This window comes from Nesterenkonia halobia (genome assembly GCF_039536005.1).
In the GTDB taxonomy this organism is placed as follows: domain Bacteria; phylum Actinomycetota; class Actinomycetes; order Actinomycetales; family Micrococcaceae; genus Nesterenkonia; species Nesterenkonia halobia.
In genome coordinates this window covers 17,337-35,084 of the sequence record NZ_BAAAYG010000015.1, presented here as the reverse complement: position 1 = coordinate 35,084, position 17,748 = coordinate 17,337, and the positions used below count along the sequence as shown (strand labels likewise).

Sequence of the window (17,748 nt, the reverse complement as noted above, 5' to 3'; positions counted from 1 at the left end):
TCTATCCAGACACCGCCACGCCCAGACCACTGGGACCTGTCTCTACACCCTCATCTGCGAAGAGCCACAAAACCTCGGCTGACTAGATACCTGGCGGACTTGGGCGGGAAGTGCTCACACTTCGTCCCACACGGCGGCGTCGGAACGATGACCGATGAGCACCTGTGGCTGCAGGGACGACTCCGCGACATGTGCGAGGAGCTTGGCTACCCGGCACGTCTGGAGAAAGACTTCGCCGACGTCAGAGTCGACTCGCCCACGCCGTATGCATTGGAAGTGCAGCGGGTATCGACAGATTTCTCCACGCGCACCGCCCAGCGAGCCGAGAGAGGCATGCGCACCATATGGTTCCTTCCGGAAACCGAGAAACAGCGCAACACGTCCCAGACTCGTCAAGGGGACCCGGTCTTCACCGCACCCGCCGTGCGACTGCGCTACTACAGCTCTCGTGGAAACCACACGACAATGCTCTCCACTCAGTACCTCCAGAACAATGTATGGAACGGCAGCGGGGGAAGAGATGTCGATCTGCGCGTTGCCGTGACGGTGTGGGAAATGACTGAGGATCGCCAGGGTTTCCGCCGGATCGACAACAACAGGGCCATAGATATGGACCTGAAGGACTTCCTGCAGGAGGTCCTGTCCGGCGAACGCAGGTGGTTCAGCAAGCAGTTGCTGCATGGCCGCACCGCGCGCGGCAAGTGGGCAGGCTGGGCGAAAGTGAGGGACGTCGAAGAAGTCCACGAAACGCGCGCACGCAGAGCCCGTAACGCCGAGCGATCTCGGGATCAGGCCGCGAAGCAAACACGAGAAGAAGAGGTCCGACGTCGAGCCTCGGAAGAAGAACGTCAACACGAGCTCACGCAGGATCCGGAAGAAGCTCGTGTTGTGGAGCAGCCCACAGCGCCCATCGGATCAGCACCGCAATCGGCGGAGCTGCCCACAGAGTCTGCTCCGCACCCAGATACCCCAACAGATCCACCCCTGCCTTGGTGGAAGAGGTTCCTGCGATGGATCTCCGCCGGATAGGACGTCCTCATGCGTAGTACGCAGCACTCATGACACGTGATCTCGGAGGTTTCGGACGACACCGACGTCAACATTCACGCCCGAGATTTCAACAGCATCGTCTCGTCGTGACCATGCAGCGCGCGGGGCCGAGCAGGGGTTGGGAATCGCGAAATCAGCGGATCGGACCGTAGATGGCTTCAAGACAGGGAGACGACGAACGGCGGGGTTCCAAGGGGGCGCCCAGCCCCCTTGGCGACGCGAGGACCATAGACCGGGACAGTCGCAGAACAAATGCCCGACGCCCAGACGTGTTTGCCCCGCAAGAAGCCTCTGTGCGTTCAATGGGGTCCATGGTGTCCTGGGGACGAGTCGCCAATCGCACCGTGGCAAGCGCATAACCAAGATCGAGCTCCGCGACCCCTGGGAGCCTTTACGTTCTGAGGTACTCAGCGCGGCGTATGGACTTGCTAAGCGGCCCGATCTAAAAGAATCAGACGGCATCCGACGGGCACCAGACGACGAAGTGGGCTTGAGAACTCTATGAGCCCCCGGCCCCATCCAGGCGCGGTTCGCCTTGGAAGTAGCTGGACCTTCAAAGACGGGTCCACTTGAACCCCCAGGGGTCCCGAAGGGATCCAATTTCACAGCGCCTGCGGCCATATTGGGAGCCTCTAGTTGTACTGACCGGGGACGTTGGTCAATCGGGAGATGGGCGGCTGGTAGTCGCAGGCCGTGTGCGGCCGGTGGTGGTTGTAGTGGTGGAGCCAGTCAGCGAGTGCGTAGCGACGCTCCTGCTCGCTGGTGTAGCAGCGAGCGTAGGCCCATCCGTCGGCCATTGTGCGATGGAAGCGTTCGACCTTGCCGTTGGTTTGCGGCCGGTAGGGGCGGGTCCGCTTCGGGGTGATGGACAGCTCCTCGCAGGTGCCGCGCCACAGGTGCGAGCGGTAGGCACCGCCATTGTCTGATAAGACTCGTTCGACAGTGACGCCACGATCGGTGAACCACTCGACCGCACGGTGCAGCACAGCGACCGCAGTGGTGGCGGTCTCGTCGTCGTGGGCCTCGGAGTACGCCACTCGTGAGTGATCGTCGATCACGGTGTGGATGAAGGCGTACCCGAGCTTGGGATCGCGCCACTTGTTCTTCGGCTTGTCGGGGGTGGCGGAACGGTTCTTCTCTCCTTGGCGGCGGCCCACGTAGCGCCAGCCACCGCCATCGGGGATGTTCCCGAACTTCTTCACGTCTACATGGACGAGGGAGCCAGGGTAGCGGTGTTCGTACCGGCGAACTAGCTCGCCAGTGGCGCGGTCGAGGTAAGCAAGTCGGTTCAATCGAGCCGAGCGCAGGATGCGGTGCACGGTCGATGGAGCGACACCGACGCGCACGGCGAGCTGAACCGGTCCTTCTCGCAGCCTCATTCGCAGGCTGATACAGCGCTTCGTGACCGCGAGCGATGTCTTGGTCGGTGAGTTCTTCGGGCGCGAGGACCTGTCCTGCATGGACTCGCCGGACAGATAGCGGTCTACCCAACGCTTCACGGTGGGCCACGACACCTGGAACCGGGCTGCGATCTCGCTGATCGGCCATCCTTCGTCGACGACGAGGCGGGCGACCTTGAGTCGGTGGCGAGGTGTGAGAGCGGCGTTCGCGTGCGTCGTCATCGGACCGGCTCCCACTGGAAGCGCCACCGGCCAACGAGAGCAGCGACGGCGAGTACAACGCACAGAAGAAACACCGGCATGATCATGGCGGCTAGTGGGTCGCCGTCCCACGCGTGTTGAGCGGCTTCGACGAACCAACGGACGGGTGAATATTTAACGATCTGCTGAATCGCCGACGGCATCGCCGCCAATGGCGTAAAGGCTCCGGATGTGAGTATGAGCAGGATCATGAGCACGTTCCCTATGCCCGTAGCGGCAGTGGCGGACGGATAGAGCGCAGCAAGCGCGCAACCCACTGCGAGGAAGGTGCTGAGCCCGATGAGGCACACGGCCAGGACACCTGGGACGTGGCTAGGCATGGGCACCCCGAAAACCCCGATCCCAATCGCCAAAGCGGTGAGCATGCCCGCAATACCTACGACGAAGTGCACGGTGAGGCTCGCTGCGATGAAGGTGGAACGACGCAGCGGCGTAAGACTCAGGCGTCGGAGTGCGCCCGTGTCACGAAGGGTCAGCATCGCCACGGGCACCTGGAGGACCCCGGTCATGGCGAGAACAAGAGAGGCGAAGGCGGGCAGGGTCGCATCGAGGAATCCCCGTCCACCGAACTCCGGTCGCGGATCGTTACCGAAGATCACACCCAAGGCCAGCACCAAAACCGGCGCGAAACCGAAAGAGAAGAACAGGCCTACAGGGTCGCGGCGCTGGGAGCGCCATAGGGCTTTGAGAAGGGCTCGATATGCGTTCATGCCGCCTGCTCCTCGGTGGTGATGTGTCGACCGGTGAGGGCCAGGAAGACGTCTTCAAGGCCGGGGGTCGTCGTGCTCATGCTCGTTACGGTGATGCGGTGTGCCGCCAGTGCAGCAAGGACGCCCTGCAGCCCGTCCGCAGTGCCGCGGATGGTCAGTTCCCGTCCCTCTGTTCGAGCGCTGGTCACGCCAGGAACTCCGTTGAGGTCGAACTCTGCGCTAGGCGACGCCGACAGGATGAGCTTCGCCGTGGTTTCGCCGGCGTGTTGCTGGATGAGGGAAGCCACTGTGTCCAAAGCAACCAACCGGCCGTGGTCGATGATGGCTACACGGTCGCATAGCCGTTCGGCCTCCTCCATGTAGTGGGTTGTGAGAACGACCGTTGCACCGCTATCGCGGACGTGCTCGACGGTGTCCCACATGTTTCGACGTGACTGAGGATCGAGAGCGGTGGTGAGCTCGTCCAAGAAGGCGAGCTGGGGACGGTTGATCAAGGCGAGGGCGACGAACACTCGTTGACGCTCCCCACCCGAGAGCCTGTCAACGCGGGCGTTGGCCTTGTCCTTGATCCCCAGATCCTTCAGCAGTTCGCGCCAAGGCCGCGGACGCTCGTAGAGGGCGGAGTAGAGCTCGAGGGCGTCCTGCACAGTGAGGCGAGGTGGCAGGGCCGCGCTTTGCTGCTGGACCCCAATTTGCTGAGCCAACGAGTGCTGGTCCTTGATGGGGTCGCAGCCGAGCACCTCGACGTGCCCAGACGAGGGGCGGTCCAGTCCTTCCAGGCAGTTCAACAGGGTCGTCTTACCAGCACCATTCGGGCCCACGACCCCGAAGATCTCTCCTTCGCGGACCTTGAAGGAGACGTCTTCGAGGGCAGTGAAGCTGCCGAAGTTGCGGCTGACAGCCGCACAGCTCACGACATTCTTCATCCCTCATCACCCTCAGAGTCCACGGGGGCCTGATGGCTAGGCATCGCCTGCATGACGATCTGATCGAGCGTCTCCTGGCGCATCAAAGCGATCCCTTGGTTCGCGTCAGCGAGCAGGAGCAGGGTGTCGCCCGGGTGAATATCGAAGAGCTCCCGCGCACCCTTGGGGATGACGACCTGTCCCTTGGGGCCGACCTTGACCGTCGCGGCGTACTTGCCCGGTGGGGGCGTTTGATCCATGTCCATGCTGACCTCCTGGTTGGTGCCACAAGTATAACAAGTGGCACCAACCAGGAGGTGACCTCACGGCATGTAGTCGATCAACGTGTCCGGTCAGTACATCTAGTTGATTAGGTCCGGCCTAAACGCCCAAAAGGCTTCGATACCTCCTCGGAGTTCTGGCGGATGCAACAGCGACTCGCCCTACGTGGCTCCCACATTGAGAACCCATGGAGTCCTCCGCCTGACCTTCATGCGCCAGTCGCCTAGCTCTTTGTCGCAGCTACCTCCGAGTTGATCGTGCCTTCGAGCTCCCAGGGCAATCAGACCCCTCCTCGGGGACACCAAGGCCCCGGGATTCCTCATCTCAGCTCAAACTCGACGGCTCCCTCGGCTTCGACGAACACGACAACTATCGAGCATTCCTATCGGGCTCTTGGTTTGGATAAGTGCCGGTGACCACCTGTAGACCACATGACACCGCACTCGCCGTACCAAGTGCCCAAGGCTTCCCCTGCGCACCAAGGTATGCTCCGCGCTGCTCACGCCGTCCGGCCTGCGAACTTCGAAGAACACTGTTGCGGTGCAGTGTTCCTCACGCCGTCTCGGGCCCACGCTTCCAGAACCAAGCACCAGATCTTAGAACCCGTCACTCAGGAACGCGCCTAACCGGCCAGGCGCACCACTGCGAGGAGGGAGGACGGGCACAATAGCGTGCCTCCAATCACCCGTGGCGGCGGGCGACGAAGGGTACGACTGGAGCCCTAATAAGCGTCCAAGTCGAGGAGCCGATTTGGATGCCTGACTGGATGCCCTTCTGGACATCTATTTGGAAGTTGCGCAAGCGTCCCCACCCCTTGCTCGCGGCTCCACCACCAGCCTCGTGAGTCGAGAGTAACCACCGCTCAAGCGACCCGGGCGCTGGCTGAGTTCCATTCACCTTTAGGCCCGCTCCGGATGAATCCACGAGCTACCAACTTGGCGGAGGATCGAGACCCATACAGTGCGCACGCTTACGACGAGAGAGCCCCGACATCCAGCCGCCATTCGTCCCAACGACACACCCGCTGAAAGGCGACAGGACTAACGCCTAGCCCTGACGGTCAGTGGAACCTGATCGTCGGGGGCGCCCAGCACCCTCCCGACACCCGCCCCACCCCGTTTTATCGGCATGCGTCGCAATAGGCTGGGCAATCGCCTGCGAGTCTGACGCCGCACGGACCGCCCCCCGCACCCAGGCCGCCTTGGACACGCCAGCGGCTTCAGCAAGATCGCTCAATAGGAGCGTCTCGTCATCTTCCATCGGCACCGTAAGTCTCATGCAATCAATCATATGCGCACTTGATCATCAATCAAGATGCGCATATGATTTACGGGAAGCCCCCGGGGAAGGAAGGAGTCATAAGTTGCCCCCACACTGGGTGCCGCTCGTGTCCATGAAACGAGAGGTCGAAGTTGAACTAGACCTCCGTGCCGAGCTGACCGAATATTGGCCTAGCTCCAGCGCAACTGCCCGCCCCCAGGGCGCAGAGTCGAAGAACACGGACATTGATGTCGTCAGCGCAATCTCCATGCCAGCAGGCGCCGAACGAACCGAGTTTCGAACGGGGTCAAAGGCTCTTCACCGCTTCGTCGGCGCCGAGATACCGGCGCGAACGAGCGTGTCAGCCCTTCCGGGCCAGATTGCCCGCGTCTTTCACTACGACGTGACCTGGGGATCCGGCACGGCTCTCTACTTTCTCGTCACCGCGAGCGGCGCAGCGACGAAAGTGGGCGCCGAGGTCCTGGATCTCGATCCCAGTGGTGGCGCTCCTCGGCTCGACGAGGAAGCCCCCGCTCCTTTCCGCCACAGCGACGCTGCAGAGCAGCTCCGACACGGAACGCACCCACTGCAAGAGGAGATCAAGGGGGCAATCATCGCGGCCTCCCCTGTTGTACAGCGGCACATGACGGTCTCGTGGCACGTTTACGCGGCATACACCCCGGGAGTGACGCGCGACTACCGGCGACGCGAGGACAACTGCACAGTGGTGATGGACCACCCTAGACGCGAGACTTGCACGATCATCACCTCAACCGGAGAGGCTCTACGCAAGAAATGGGGCTCGTTTGACCTGAAGGGCCCTGAAACGGAGCTCGAGTCATGAAGAGGGCGTCCGTAAAACGGACGTTCACCGGACAGATCGCTCACCAGCCGGCAGACACTCTCATGGGCGTCCGGTAAGCCCGCCCGGTTTGTTGAACGGCCACGGGGCCACAAATAAGACATGAGGAGCCACATGTTCGTTGGCTACGCCAGGTGCTCGACGACCCACCAGGATCAGGACCTGACCGCTCAGCGGGAGACTCTCATATCCCTAGGCGTCGAGGAGAACCACATCTACAGAGATGTCGGACTGACCGGCGCAAACCGGGACCGTCCTGGTCTGCGCGAAGCCCTCGCAGCTGTACGAGCAGGAGATGCGCTCGTAGTCACTAAGCTCGACCGACTAGCCCGCTCCGTACCCGATGCGCGAGACATCGCAGCAGAGCTGGAAAGCCGAGGAGTCGCACTCAATATCGGCGGCAGCACCTATAATCCCCTTGATCCAATGGGCAAGTTGCTATTCACCGTCTTGTCGATGGTCGCGGAGTTCGAAGGAGACCTGATACGTCAGCGGACCCGAGAGGGTATGGCCGTTGCCAAAGCCCGAGGGAGGCTGAGGGGGCGACAGCCCAAGCTCAGCCCAGCGCAGGAGCGCCATGTGGTGTCCCTGCTCACCTCGGGCGAGCACACGACCAGCGAAGTCGCCGAGATCATGGGTGTCTCACGAGGAACCATCTACCGGGCACGCGAACGTGCCCGCCCAACGTCTACGCCGCGCTCCGCCACGTGAGCGGAACGATCCGACCTCACTCCGCCGTGTTACGAGTTGATCCCCCACCCATTTGCCTCGTGGACTTTGGCCCAGTTCATCAAGGCACTGTGGACCTTGTCCTCATACGGCTGGAGCAGCGGAGCCTCGACCCCGGGGTTGGCGAGCACCCTTGTGTACTCCTCGATCGCGGACCGTGCGGGGTGATCGTGCGGCACCGCGGCCAGAACTCCACACATCACCAGGGCGTCTTCCGCTCGCCCCATCCAGGTCCCCGTCGTTGACCAGTCGGGCATTGCGGCTACTACATCCATCGCGGAAAATTCCTCGGCGCGAGTTCCAACTGCGGAGACTCTCTCGATCTGGTCCGGAGGTCCGTGTGTGACGAGTGCATCCGAGGCTTCGTCCATAGCCTTCTCCATGATGCCCTCATCGTGCGTCGCCGCGGCGAACCGCAGCCGGGTCATGGCCGCGGTTGTCGGGTGGAAAGGGTCCATGGCAGTTGTAGCTCCTCCGGCGTAGGCACCGCCAGATAGCATCAATGTAGGGTCGGCGACGACAGCGCGTGGCGATAGAGCCTCCTGCGCGAGGACATCCGTCCCTGACCTCACGGCGTCGACCCGGTACTCCATGGGCCGTACAGCACCAGGAGTCTTCAAGTTGTTCAGCGCTTTGCGCCGGTACTGTGCTTTCACATCGTGCATATCAGAATTCATGGCACCTACTCTTCGCTCTCGTCCTTGTCAGCCGGTGCCGGCTCCTCGAAGAGCCCGGACCGTCTACGTCTCCGGCGTTCTGGCCGGTATATCAGCGAGCCCTCATCCGACAGGCTCTCGACACTCTGGCCACCACCCCCGGAACTCGACGATGATCCGGACTCAGCTCTAGGGCGCGCATGTGGCGACTCAAGGTCGACGGCTCCTGTGCCACTGGTCGGACTCTCATAAGGCTCAGGAGTATCCGAACCTGCTGGGTAACGGTTCCGTTCTCCGGCATTCTCGATAGACGCCGTACTGAGCGCATGCCCCTGCTCGCGGAGCCCTTCCGACATCGCGTCTCGCAGATCCTCTCGTGAGATACCCCCGTTGGCTGGGACATTTGCTGACGCGGGCGACTGCCCAGCGGCCTCAACGCCCGGATCGACGGACACGGACGACTCGTCATCGGTCGAACGCGATGGTTCGGCACCAGCCGATGTCTCAGCCCAAGAGTCCCTGGCGTCCTCAGAGGACTCCTGCGCCCAGGCAGGCGAGGGAACCTCGGTGGTAGACCCGCGCCCATTTAACGGCTCTCCATCACGAGGCGCCGCCGGTGAATGATCAAATTGCGAGGGCTCGACGGATGTGAATGCCCGAGGAGCACCCCCGTCGCCAACCTCGCCGATCTGATGAATCGTAGATTCTTGAAGCCGTGACAATGTCCATCTGTCGACGCCCGGAGTCGACAGGGCGGCGGTGTAGTCCTGCACGGCCTCGCGAGCTGGATAATCCTCCGGCATATCTACTTGTGCAGCCATCATCGTATGGGCGGCCTCCGCGCGATCCTGCCATGTCGACATCTCGTCGAGGTCCGGCATCGCACCGACTAGTTGGATCGACTCGAATTTTTCGGCGCGCTCCCCGACCGAGCTGATCTCACTGATCTGGCTCGGCACCCCATGCTGAGCGACGGCCTCTGAAGCCTGATCGACCGCCTTCTCCATCGCGTCCTCGTCTCCCGAGGAAGCGGCGAAGCGCAGCTGGTTCATTGCTCCTGTGACCGGGTGGAAGGGGTCCATCTGGACAGTGGAGCCACCGTCGTAGGCTTCACCGGAGAGCAGGAGTGTGGGGTCGGACGTGACTTGTTCCTGAGAGATTCCAGCCTCGGAGAGCACGTCGGCCTCGGATCGCACCGTGTTGATGTTGTACTCCATCTCACGGGCAAATGACGGTCCGTTGAGGTTCTCTTTCGCCCGATCTTGGTACCACTGGCGCACTAGCCCCGCGTCGATACGCTCACCTGTGGTGTCGCTCGCTCGGCCAGACTCCCCCGTTGCCGGGCTGGGGCTGGAATGCGGATCCGGAGTTACTAGAGGACCCGGCGGATGACCCCCGTCCGGGCCAGAGCTTGGATCATGTCCCGGACCAGCATCACGATCAGATTTGGCGCCAGACCCGGGGCCTGTGTCAGGACCTGCACCCGGACCATAAGTTGGGCCTGGCCCCACGTCAGGGTCCGGCACGTCGGTCTGCACGGTGGCATCCAGGCTGTTGGCATCAGCCCGGGCCTGTCGCCGATTCAGCGCGTGCTGAGCGCGGGCCGCCCTCTGCGCAATCGGCCCGTTCGGGTCATCACGATGATGCGCGCCATCGTTTTCTGCGCGGTATCCCTGGAAGAATGAATTGAGGAAAGCCTCTTGAGCAGTGGTGGCTTTATTGTCCGCCTGACCCGCCTGAGCGAGCCGCTGAGCATCGAGCTGCGCCATCGTCGGCGCTTCAGGCAAGAGCTCACCATTCTGGTCACGGTACTTGTCACTGCCCGCTCCAGTAAGCAGCGATTGGGCCGCCTGAAGTGTTGCGGCACGCTTTCCCGCTGCTGAATCTCGGGCGCCTTTCACGGCCTCGCTGGTTCTGAGTAGACCGCCCCCGGCACGCAGGGCCCGACCGGCTTTGGATCCGTGCCCCAGAGCTTTCCCGGCTTGAGTAAGAGCGACACCTGCCTTGCCTGCCATAGCTGCCTTGCCCCCAGCGCCGGCAAGGACCGCAGCCCCTCCGCCGGCCCCAATGGCTGCACCACCGCTTGCAGCAGCTGCACCGACGATGGCTGCACCCTTGACGGTGTTCTTGGCGGCACGAACGGGGGCGTTGGCCTGCTTGTCCAATGGAGAAGTGTCTCCCTGCACCGCGCCCTTCACCAGGTTCTTCAGCGGGAAGGCCAACAGGGCTAGGGCGATGAAGAACAGGACAGCGACGTATGGCTTCATGATCCACGGGACCGAGCTGAACGCTGAGGACCCGAAGAGCGAGGCCATGGCGTGGGCGACGAACAGCACGATGCAGACGGCTGCAATCTGCTTCAACAGGTTCGCACCGATCAGCTCCGCGAAACGGATCGCGAAGGGGCGACGCTTCCGGTCACCGAGGGCGGAGACCAGCAGCACCATCGGAGCGAGGAAGAGCAGGAAGAAGAACAGCATCTTCTGCACGCCAAGGTACATGGAGGCCACGATCACCGTCAGGGAGACAGCGCCGACACCGACCATGCCTGCCAAGGCAGTCAGGAACTGCTGGTTGAACTCGTCGCCTTGGATATACGAGACCATCTCTGTGGTCCCGGCCGTGGCGGTGTCACAGTAGTTGTTGGTGCCGTCGTTGCCGGAGTACATCCAGCGGGTCTTCTTGCTGGGCTCTCGCTCCTCATCCGCAGTTCCGCCGACGTCGTTGCACATCAGCTTCACGTTGGCCAGATAGGGAACATCTTCCCAAGTCTCGTCCTCCGCCCACATCGCCATCTTCCCGGTGTCCGAGTCGGGCGTGTAGTTCGCCTGGTTCCACGTTTCGATGTTGCTGATGACCTTCCGGCCCTGCTCATCGATCTCGCCGTCGATGTTCACACCGACGTACTGTCCGTTGAGGATGGCCGGGCCCCAGCCGACTTCGCCGTTCTCCCTGGCTTCGGAGTCGAGTTCAGCCTGGCGCTCCCCGACCTGGCCCAGGTGCCAGGTCTGGTAGGGGATGCCGTACCAGAGGGCCTGATTCACGGATTTGATGGGGTCCGTCGTGCTGCATTCGCCTCCTGAGGTGTCGTCACCAGCAGCAGCGTTCAACTTACACGCCGCCGTTCCAGAGACCTCGGTGACGATGTTCGTCGCCTTGGAAACGATGGTCGTCGTCGACGATCCCATCAGCAGAAAGACTGCGAGTATGAACACTCCCCATCCGGCGGCCTTGAGCGTGGCCTGGATCGAGCCGCGCGAAGCCAGCCACGCGATGAGCACCCCGACAGGCACGATCATGTAGATCCATGGATTGAAGAGCTGATACATCGCCCCGATGAACGGCTGCATCATCGTGGCGAATGCGTCATAGATCTGGTTGTCCATGGCGAGGTTGAGGATCGCCATGGAGATCATCATCGGCACATGCACCAAGACGGTGAGCCCCATGTCGGCCAGAGGGCCCATCATCAGGCTGGGGGAGAAACAGTCATAGCCATACTGGTGCCAGGAGAGGGCTGAGAAGCCGTACCGCTCATAGGTGGGGTGGGCGATCACTTCGCCATACGGGCCGTAGATGTCCTGGAGACGATCCATCCCATTACCGCCCGCGGTTCCGTCCGCGTCCTGGCTGAAGACCGGCATGATTGTCGACCGGACGGCCACGCTGTCACCGCTGGCGGCATTGAGGCCGGCCAGGGTATCCACGCCTGTATACGTCGAAGGAGTCGGGACGTCGTTCGGCCCGCACATGTTCGTGATGGTCGCGGTGATGCTCTCTTGCATATCGTCCCACGGGAACGCCTGGGCCGAGCTGAGAGAGAAGCCACTCAGCCCGATAGCCAGCGCAAGAGTCGCCAGCACGAGCCGAACCGCCTTTCGCGCGGTCCGCGGATTGTCCCTTACCCGCGCGCGTCGACATTCGCGGGCTTTGAGCTCAAGCATCGTCGCAGGCAGGTGCCGGGTTTTCCTCGTGCCGAGCATGTAATCGCACGCGTTAACCGCCGGTCGTTTCATCGACGCTCAGCCCCGGGAACTGCAGCATGCAACTGATCAGTGACAGCGCCGGGCAGCTGGGTATCTGCTGCTTCGAGTAGCTGGTGAAGAGCGTCCAGCTCATCGAGCACACGTGAGGCCTGATGCTGGACACGTACTGCATCACGGCCCTGAGAGGGGCATTCGGCGCGACTCATGTTTGCGAGCTGCGACGCCAGGCGCCGTGTCCTCTGGGAAGAGCGCCCACCTCGATGCCCTCGAGTTTCCCGATCGGTCACGATCCCCCCCCCGGCGCCGCTGAACTGGTGACGAGTCCAGCGTAAGGCCGGATCCGCTTCGGAAGCGGATTACTATAACAGGGAGGAAGGCAAATACCAGAAGACAGGGTGATACATTAAACACCCTCCAGATGCCTGACAGAAAGCCCATCGAAGCCTAGGGATCGACGAGCATAATACGGCAAGTGCGGGTACGGAAATTTTTCGCCTAGTAGCTTGACAGGTTCAGTGCTGGCAAACACTGGCCTTCATGTTCAGGGCTCCCCGCGATGAATCTCAGGTGTACAGCGGCACCTCATCGCCTTTGGCAATGTCCACGCAGTCAGGCGGCAGACAGCGCGATCACCACCAGGTTTCCTCCAGCTCTCCTTGGATCTGCTGGGCAGCCTCATCAGGTGACACTCGCCCAGCCTCGAGCTCACCACGCCTAGCTTCCCGCTGCTCCCATAGCGACCGTTGAAGGAAGCTGGTGGCAGCACGCAATCGCGCTCGCACCTCTAACAACCAGATCACTGCACCAAGAACTATTCCTGGTATCGCGCCGATGACTCCGCCGATGAACCCTCCGAATAGTCCACCGAGGACCCGCTCCGTCGCGGGGACGTCACCGGGCGCCGCCGTCGCAATCAGCTGAACGATCATGATGCCGATGAGCGCCCCGGCCACCACTCCGATCACCATGCCTGCTGTGTAGCACAGCACAATGTGTCGGGGACGCCGCGCGGGCGGGTCTTCTGGTGGAGGAATAGGGGGAAGAGACTGCCCAGTCGCCAGCATCTGCAGATCTGCACGACGGACCTCATTCGCCCGTTCGATAACTGGTTTCATCATATGGAGCCCTTTTGCTCCACCGGCCATCCCAGCCGTCACTCCCGCGACCCCGACCATTGTCACTGTGTGCATGGCTTCACCGTAGCGCACGCGTTGTAACGCTCTGGGCCCTGCATGGCCTGTACACCGCGCATCCTCCTGGGTCCCGATCCCCCTCCGGCGGGCCCACGAGCTGCTTCACGGATATCGAGGCCTTTGAATCAGCTCCTAATTGCCGCCTGGCGGCGACCCCAGAGGTCTGGCCACGGTTGAGGCCGCGCACGCGCGAGCAGGCACCTTGGCCGGGTTCGCAGCGAAGCAAGAACCCCGGCCAAGGTGCCGGAGGAGATCGAGGAGCGAAGCGATCGCTGATCTCCTCCCACCCACCTCTTAATGCAACACGGCTCAGGGAGGTACCCACCTCCCGCTTCGGTTCTCTCGTCTCACATCTTTCATCTTTCTTGTTACTTGAGGAGCGCCCCTCCCCGAGGGGCAACGGAAGGGCCTCACGAAGGGGGACACGAAGGGCCTTGCGAAGGGCCTTGTGAAGGGCCTCCCCGGGGCCTTGTGTCGCCCGCTGCTCTCAAATCTCCTAGTCAGCATGCTGATATGAGGGATGGGGTGGACTCAGTCGGGGCGGCCAGCACGGCGGTAATCGCTGCCCGGCTGATGGCAATGTCGGCAGTCGCTGAGCTGCAGTCTCCGCACAAACGTCGACGGTTGCGGCGACCATGAACCAGCCGCTAGCCAGGGAGCCGCCGGTGCCCCTCGGGAGACTCCTCCAGTAGAGCCTTCTGGAGGGCCTCCAGAAGGGCCTCCAGAAGGGCCTCCAGAAGGACCACGCCCATCTCAGCTCTACGACAAGGACTCCTTCCAACCGGTCCGCAGTGAGTCCGCAATACAGTCACACTCAGTCGTGACTGACCGTGTCCTGCCAACATCGCGAATCCCGTCATATCGCCTCCGTTGAGGGCAACTCGACACAGCCGTGCCCAATCGTTACCGGACCGGCACGCTCTCCTAAAGCGGGTGTCGCAGGTTCGAATCCTGCCGGGGGCACCGATGAACGCCCAGGTCAGAAGCACAATGACCTGGGCGTTCACTCATTCCTCGTCGGGCTCAGTACGCAGTGAGTACGCAGCAGACTCGAGCCGCTCCCCAGACTGCCGAGGTCGTCCTCGAACACGTCGGCACAGGTGTCCAGCGTCATCTTGGCCGAGTTGAGAACGGAGGGGGTAGTCATGGCTGGAATCGTCGAGGCATTCGAGGAGACAGTCGGGAGCTGCGAGCACGCCGAGGAGGTCGACGCTGCGCTGATCGAACCGGGTCGGCCTACCGCGGCTCGCCTTCAGTACGCGGTGGAGAATGCCGAGGGGGCGGAGCTGACGAAGACGCTGCATCTGATGCCGCATCTGATGAACGTGCTGCGCGAGATGCGCACGCCGCCGGCGGCGCGGGTGGCAGTCTCGACACAGGCGGCACCACGGACAGGGAGCAAGCTGGACCAGCTGCGCGGCGAGCTGTGGGGGCAGGCGAGCTAGTACAGGCTCCACAGGCACCCCTGTGGACTTGATCAGTAAATGGCGTGCTTCTGTGGGTGAGTGGCTGGCGTTAGCCCGTGACTAGTGTGCTGGCGGCAGCTTCGATGACGTCGTCAGTGATGATGTCGAGTTGGTTAATCTTCAGGACGCGGCCGATCTGCGGGAAGAGGCGTTCGAGGAGGCGGAAGTTCCCGCGGGTGATGCGTTCGATCGCGGCGATGGCTTGGGCGTCGGTGAAGTCGTCGGGGTCGAGTGTGCGGCCGAGACGTTTCCAATGACGAGTCAGAACGAACAGCAGTTCCTCTCGTGCGAGGGAGCGGTAGCGGTGGGAGAAGCCGAGGCGGCTGTAGAGCTGGGGGTAGTGGCGGAAGCGCTGGTCGATGCCGGGCATGCCGATAAACATGAGGGCGACGTGGTGACGATCGTGGAGATCCCGTAGTAGCTCGAGTGCTGTCGGGGTGAGCCGTTCGGCTTCATCGATGATGACCAGCTCGGTGAAGTCGATGGTGCGGGGCACCTCGATGGTTGTGATCTTCCCGATCTCACGGAGGTGTTCGTAGATCAGTATGCCGACTTTGGCGCGGTAGAACTCGATCTCGCGCATGAGGTCACGGTGCTTGGGGAGGACTTCGGGGGTGTAGAAGACGGTGCGGGAGCGGTGGGCGGCGGCGTAGTGCTTCAGATCGGTATCGCTGCGTGGTCCCCAGTCCTGGATGAAGGGTTCGAGGGTGTCCCAGTGGGCGTATCTGCGTGCCGACTGGGTTTTGCCGACACCGGCCTCGCCATGGCAGATGCCGATGGTGACGTCCTTGCGGATGGCGCCTGCGAACTCGGTGAAGCGGCGGTGTTCTTTGGTGACGATGAAGTCGCGGCTCATCTACTCGTCCTCTTCGTAGGTCCGCAGCCGCTTCCGTTTCTGCTGTGCGGGAGGTGGTGGCGCGGGCGGGTCAGGCTGGGGTCGGGGAACTGTGGGGATGCGGTCGTTGATGTCCCGCCGGAGTTGTCGGCGGCGGGCTCGACGCGCGGTCTCTATGTCATGGAGGCTGTACCGCTGATTGGGGTGGGCTTCATCGATCGCGGTGCATACGAAGGTGTCGTGGTCGTAGACACGGACCTCGGACAGGTCGCGCGGGTCATAGCGGATAGTGACCGTGCGTCCGACGAAGGAGGCGAGCGTGGGTGAGAGGTAGCGCTGCCCTTGGAAGTGGATGCCGTCGCGCTGGACCGTCCGGTGCTTGGAGACCCGCAGGAGGAGGCCGTCGAGCTCCTCGAGGCTCTCGGGTAGCCGCGGCAGCCATCCCTCTGCGATCCAGGACGCCTTCGGGCTCGTGCGGATCGCGGTGTGCGTGCGCTGGTTGTACAGGCCGATGAAGTCCCTGATGGCCCGGTCGAGACCAGGTAGGCCCAGCACCGGTAGAGGGTGTGCGTGTCCCGGGGTGAGGTGCCCGGGCAGGGTCGCGAGCAGTTCGGTGTTGACGGTGTGGAAGAACCGTTCGATCTTTCCTCTACCCTGCGGGCGGGCGACGGTGGAGTGGATGATGCGGATCTTCAAGGCGATCGCGGTGTACTCGAGGTGGTGACTGGTGAAGTCACTTCCGTGGTCGACGTAGAGGACCTCCGGGATGCCGCACATCGGCCAGGCGGGGTCGCTCTTGGGCCAGATTGCTTGGCGCAGCGCCAGTGCGGTGTTCATCGCCGAGGGGGCGCCTCCGAAGACCATGTACCCGCAGATCGCCCGCGAGTAGTCGTCCATGATCGTCGTCAGCCAGGGCCTCGACGGTCTCCCGCTGGGGTCCTTGATAAGGATGTCGAGCTCAGTGTGGTCGGCCTGCCACAGGGCATTGGGACGCTCGGCACGGTGGAGGTACACGAGTTCGTGACGGTCACGGTAGGAGGCCGGCCCTTCGAGTGCGAGCGTCACCATGCCGGGATCCAGTGCTTGCACGATTGAACGCACCGTCGCGTAGCTCGGTTCCTTTTCGTCTGTTCGCGAGGCCTCGGCAGCGGCCAGGCGGTGCAATGTGGCGATTCTCGGACGCGGCCTGGTCAGCGCCAGGTGCTCCACGAAGCCCACCAGCTCAGGCGCAGTACGCCGTGTGCCAGCGTCGCCCCGCGGTGTCCGCTCCAGGGCCGCGATGCCACCGGCTCGGTAGGCGGAGTGCCAGCGCGAGAGCGTGCGCGTGCCGATCCCGGTGTCGCGGGCAAGGCTCGCCAGAGGGATGCCGTCTTCGACGTGGAGCCGCAGAATCTTCCACTTCTGCAGCCCGTCCATGTCATGCCTGCTCGACGGTCTCGCGAGCGGCCGCGTCCCGCTGATGGCGGTAGAGCGTCGCCCGTGACCACCCCACGAGACGCGCAGCCTCCTCGGCAGTACGTCCCTTCGCGCGCTCTTCGGCGGCGATCGCGAGCTTGCGATCCACGACCTCGGGGTTCACGGGCGGTCGGCCGAACTTTGTGCCCTGGGCTCGAGCCGCGGCGATTCCGGCGTTGACGCGCTCGGTGACCAGCTCCCGCTCATACTCTGCGAGCGTCGCCAACATCCCGAGCATGAGCCGTCCCGAGGAGGTCTCGGGATCAATCCCGTCGGAGACGGACCGGACCTTCACGTCGCGGTCCCGCAACAGGTTCACCGTGTTGAGCACATCGATCAAAGATCGCCCTAGCCGGTCGATCCGCCAGACCACGACGGTGTCCCCGGGCTCGGCGTAGGCCAGGAGCTTCTTCATGCCCGGACGCTCCGCCGCGCTCTTCGCCCCGGACGTCACATCCGAGAACACATCCCGCTTCTGCACCCCAGATGTGAGGAGAGCATCGAACTGCAGCGCCGGATCCTGTCCCGCCGTCGACACCCGCGAATACCCCAGGAGCCTCATGGCGCGATCATGCCTCATAAATCACCCTCTCCGGAAGAGCTGAGACAGAATACGGTGCGACGACTTTGCGAGACGCTGCATGCCTACCGTCGTCCCAGCTCGTGGCGGCGTCGTGCTTGCCGAGCGTGGCGTCTCG

14 protein-coding genes and 1 tRNA gene are annotated in these 17,748 nt (G+C 62.9%); 5 read left to right on the top strand and 10 right to left on the bottom strand.

Annotated features, from left to right (window positions below; genetic code table 11):
• Nucleotides 1-147 precede the first annotated feature (147 nt).
• Nucleotides 148-1,029 carry a hypothetical protein gene (locus ABD652_RS13280; protein WP_344722174.1) on the top strand — a complete coding sequence of 294 codons (882 nt, stop codon included), beginning with the start codon at nt 148-150 and terminating at the stop codon, nt 1,027-1,029.
• Nucleotides 1,030-1,682: 653 nt separating this feature from the next.
• On the opposite strand, the gene ABD652_RS13275 is transcribed toward ABD652_RS13280, so the two are convergent.
• The 4 genes from ABD652_RS13275 to ABD652_RS13260 are packed head-to-tail and all read right to left on the bottom strand — an operon-like array spanning nt 1,683 to nt 4,592.
• Nucleotides 1,683-2,672, bottom strand: coding sequence for an IS481 family transposase (locus ABD652_RS13275; protein ID WP_344722172.1), 990 nt, complete (start codon nt 2,670-2,672; stop codon nt 1,683-1,685).
• Entirely contained in the window at nt 2,669-3,421 is a 753-nt protein-coding gene (locus ABD652_RS13270) for an ABC transporter permease (RefSeq protein WP_344722170.1), read from the bottom strand. Before ABD652_RS13270 ends, ABD652_RS13275 begins: the two co-directional genes overlap by 4 nt.
• Nucleotides 3,418-4,347: an ABC transporter ATP-binding protein gene (locus ABD652_RS13265; protein WP_344722168.1), complete on the bottom strand. Its 930-nt coding sequence runs from the start codon at nt 4,345-4,347 to the stop codon at nt 3,418-3,420. The genes ABD652_RS13270 and ABD652_RS13265 overlap by 4 nt, the downstream gene beginning before the upstream one ends.
• Nucleotides 4,344-4,592 carry an AbrB/MazE/SpoVT family DNA-binding domain-containing protein gene (locus ABD652_RS13260; protein WP_018021349.1) on the bottom strand — a complete coding sequence of 83 codons (249 nt, stop codon included), beginning with the start codon at nt 4,590-4,592 and terminating at the stop codon, nt 4,344-4,346. The genes ABD652_RS13265 and ABD652_RS13260 overlap by 4 nt, the downstream gene beginning before the upstream one ends.
• 1,409 nt (nt 4,593-6,001) lie before the next feature.
• On the opposite strand from ABD652_RS13260, the gene ABD652_RS13255 reads away from it, so the two are divergent.
• Both ABD652_RS13255 and ABD652_RS13250 read left to right on the top strand, forming a co-directional pair.
• The gene (locus ABD652_RS13255; protein ID WP_344722164.1) at nt 6,002-6,712 is read left to right on the top strand and encodes a hypothetical protein; all 711 of its coding nucleotides are present in this window, start codon (nt 6,002-6,004) and stop codon (nt 6,710-6,712) included.
• A gap of 132 nt (nt 6,713-6,844) precedes the next feature.
• Nucleotides 6,845-7,441 (top strand): recombinase family protein, encoded by a 597-nt coding sequence (locus ABD652_RS13250; protein ID WP_344722162.1) that lies wholly within the window; start codon nt 6,845-6,847, stop codon nt 7,439-7,441.
• 29 nt (nt 7,442-7,470) lie between these two features.
• Here ABD652_RS13250 and ABD652_RS13245 read toward each other — a convergent pair whose 3' ends face one another.
• From ABD652_RS13245 to ABD652_RS13235, 3 genes are all read right to left on the bottom strand, one after another.
• Nucleotides 7,471-8,136 carry a hypothetical protein gene (locus tag ABD652_RS13245; RefSeq protein ID WP_344722160.1) on the bottom strand — a complete coding sequence of 222 codons (666 nt, stop codon included), beginning with the start codon at nt 8,134-8,136 and terminating at the stop codon, nt 7,471-7,473.
• Between the two features lie 5 nt (nt 8,137-8,141).
• Complete coding sequence (locus ABD652_RS13240; RefSeq protein ID WP_344722158.1) at nt 8,142-12,131, bottom strand: bile acid:sodium symporter family protein; 3,990 nt, start codon at nt 12,129-12,131, stop codon at nt 8,142-8,144.
• Between the two features lie 599 nt (nt 12,132-12,730).
• On the bottom strand, nt 12,731-13,069 hold the full coding sequence (locus ABD652_RS13235; protein WP_344722156.1) for a hypothetical protein: 339 nt from the start codon (nt 13,067-13,069) through the stop codon (nt 12,731-12,733).
• A gap of 1,114 nt (nt 13,070-14,183) precedes the next feature.
• Here ABD652_RS13235 and ABD652_RS13230 point away from each other — a divergent pair.
• Together ABD652_RS13230 and ABD652_RS13225 are read left to right on the top strand one after the other, a co-directional pair.
• Nucleotides 14,184-14,257, top strand: a tRNA-Arg gene (locus ABD652_RS13230).
• A 182-nt stretch (nt 14,258-14,439) separates the two neighbouring features.
• The gene (locus tag ABD652_RS13225; RefSeq protein ID WP_344722154.1) at nt 14,440-14,739 is read left to right on the top strand and encodes a terminase small subunit; all 300 of its coding nucleotides are present in this window, start codon (nt 14,440-14,442) and stop codon (nt 14,737-14,739) included.
• Between the two features lie 70 nt (nt 14,740-14,809).
• Here the strand turns inward: ABD652_RS13225 and ABD652_RS13220 are convergent, their stop codons facing one another.
• From ABD652_RS13220 to ABD652_RS13210, 3 genes are read right to left on the bottom strand one after another with little or no spacing between them, the layout of a single operon-like run.
• Nucleotides 14,810-15,616, bottom strand: coding sequence for an AAA family ATPase (locus tag ABD652_RS13220; protein ID WP_344722152.1), 807 nt, complete (start codon nt 15,614-15,616; stop codon nt 14,810-14,812).
• Nucleotides 15,617-17,011, bottom strand: coding sequence for a Mu transposase C-terminal domain-containing protein (locus ABD652_RS13215; RefSeq protein ID WP_344722150.1), 1,395 nt, complete (start codon nt 17,009-17,011; stop codon nt 15,617-15,619).
• 1 nt (nt 17,012) lies between these two features.
• Nucleotides 17,013-17,612 (bottom strand): recombinase family protein, encoded by a 600-nt coding sequence (locus ABD652_RS13210; RefSeq protein WP_344722148.1) that lies wholly within the window; start codon nt 17,610-17,612, stop codon nt 17,013-17,015.
• Nucleotides 17,613-17,748: the final 136 nt, after the last annotated feature.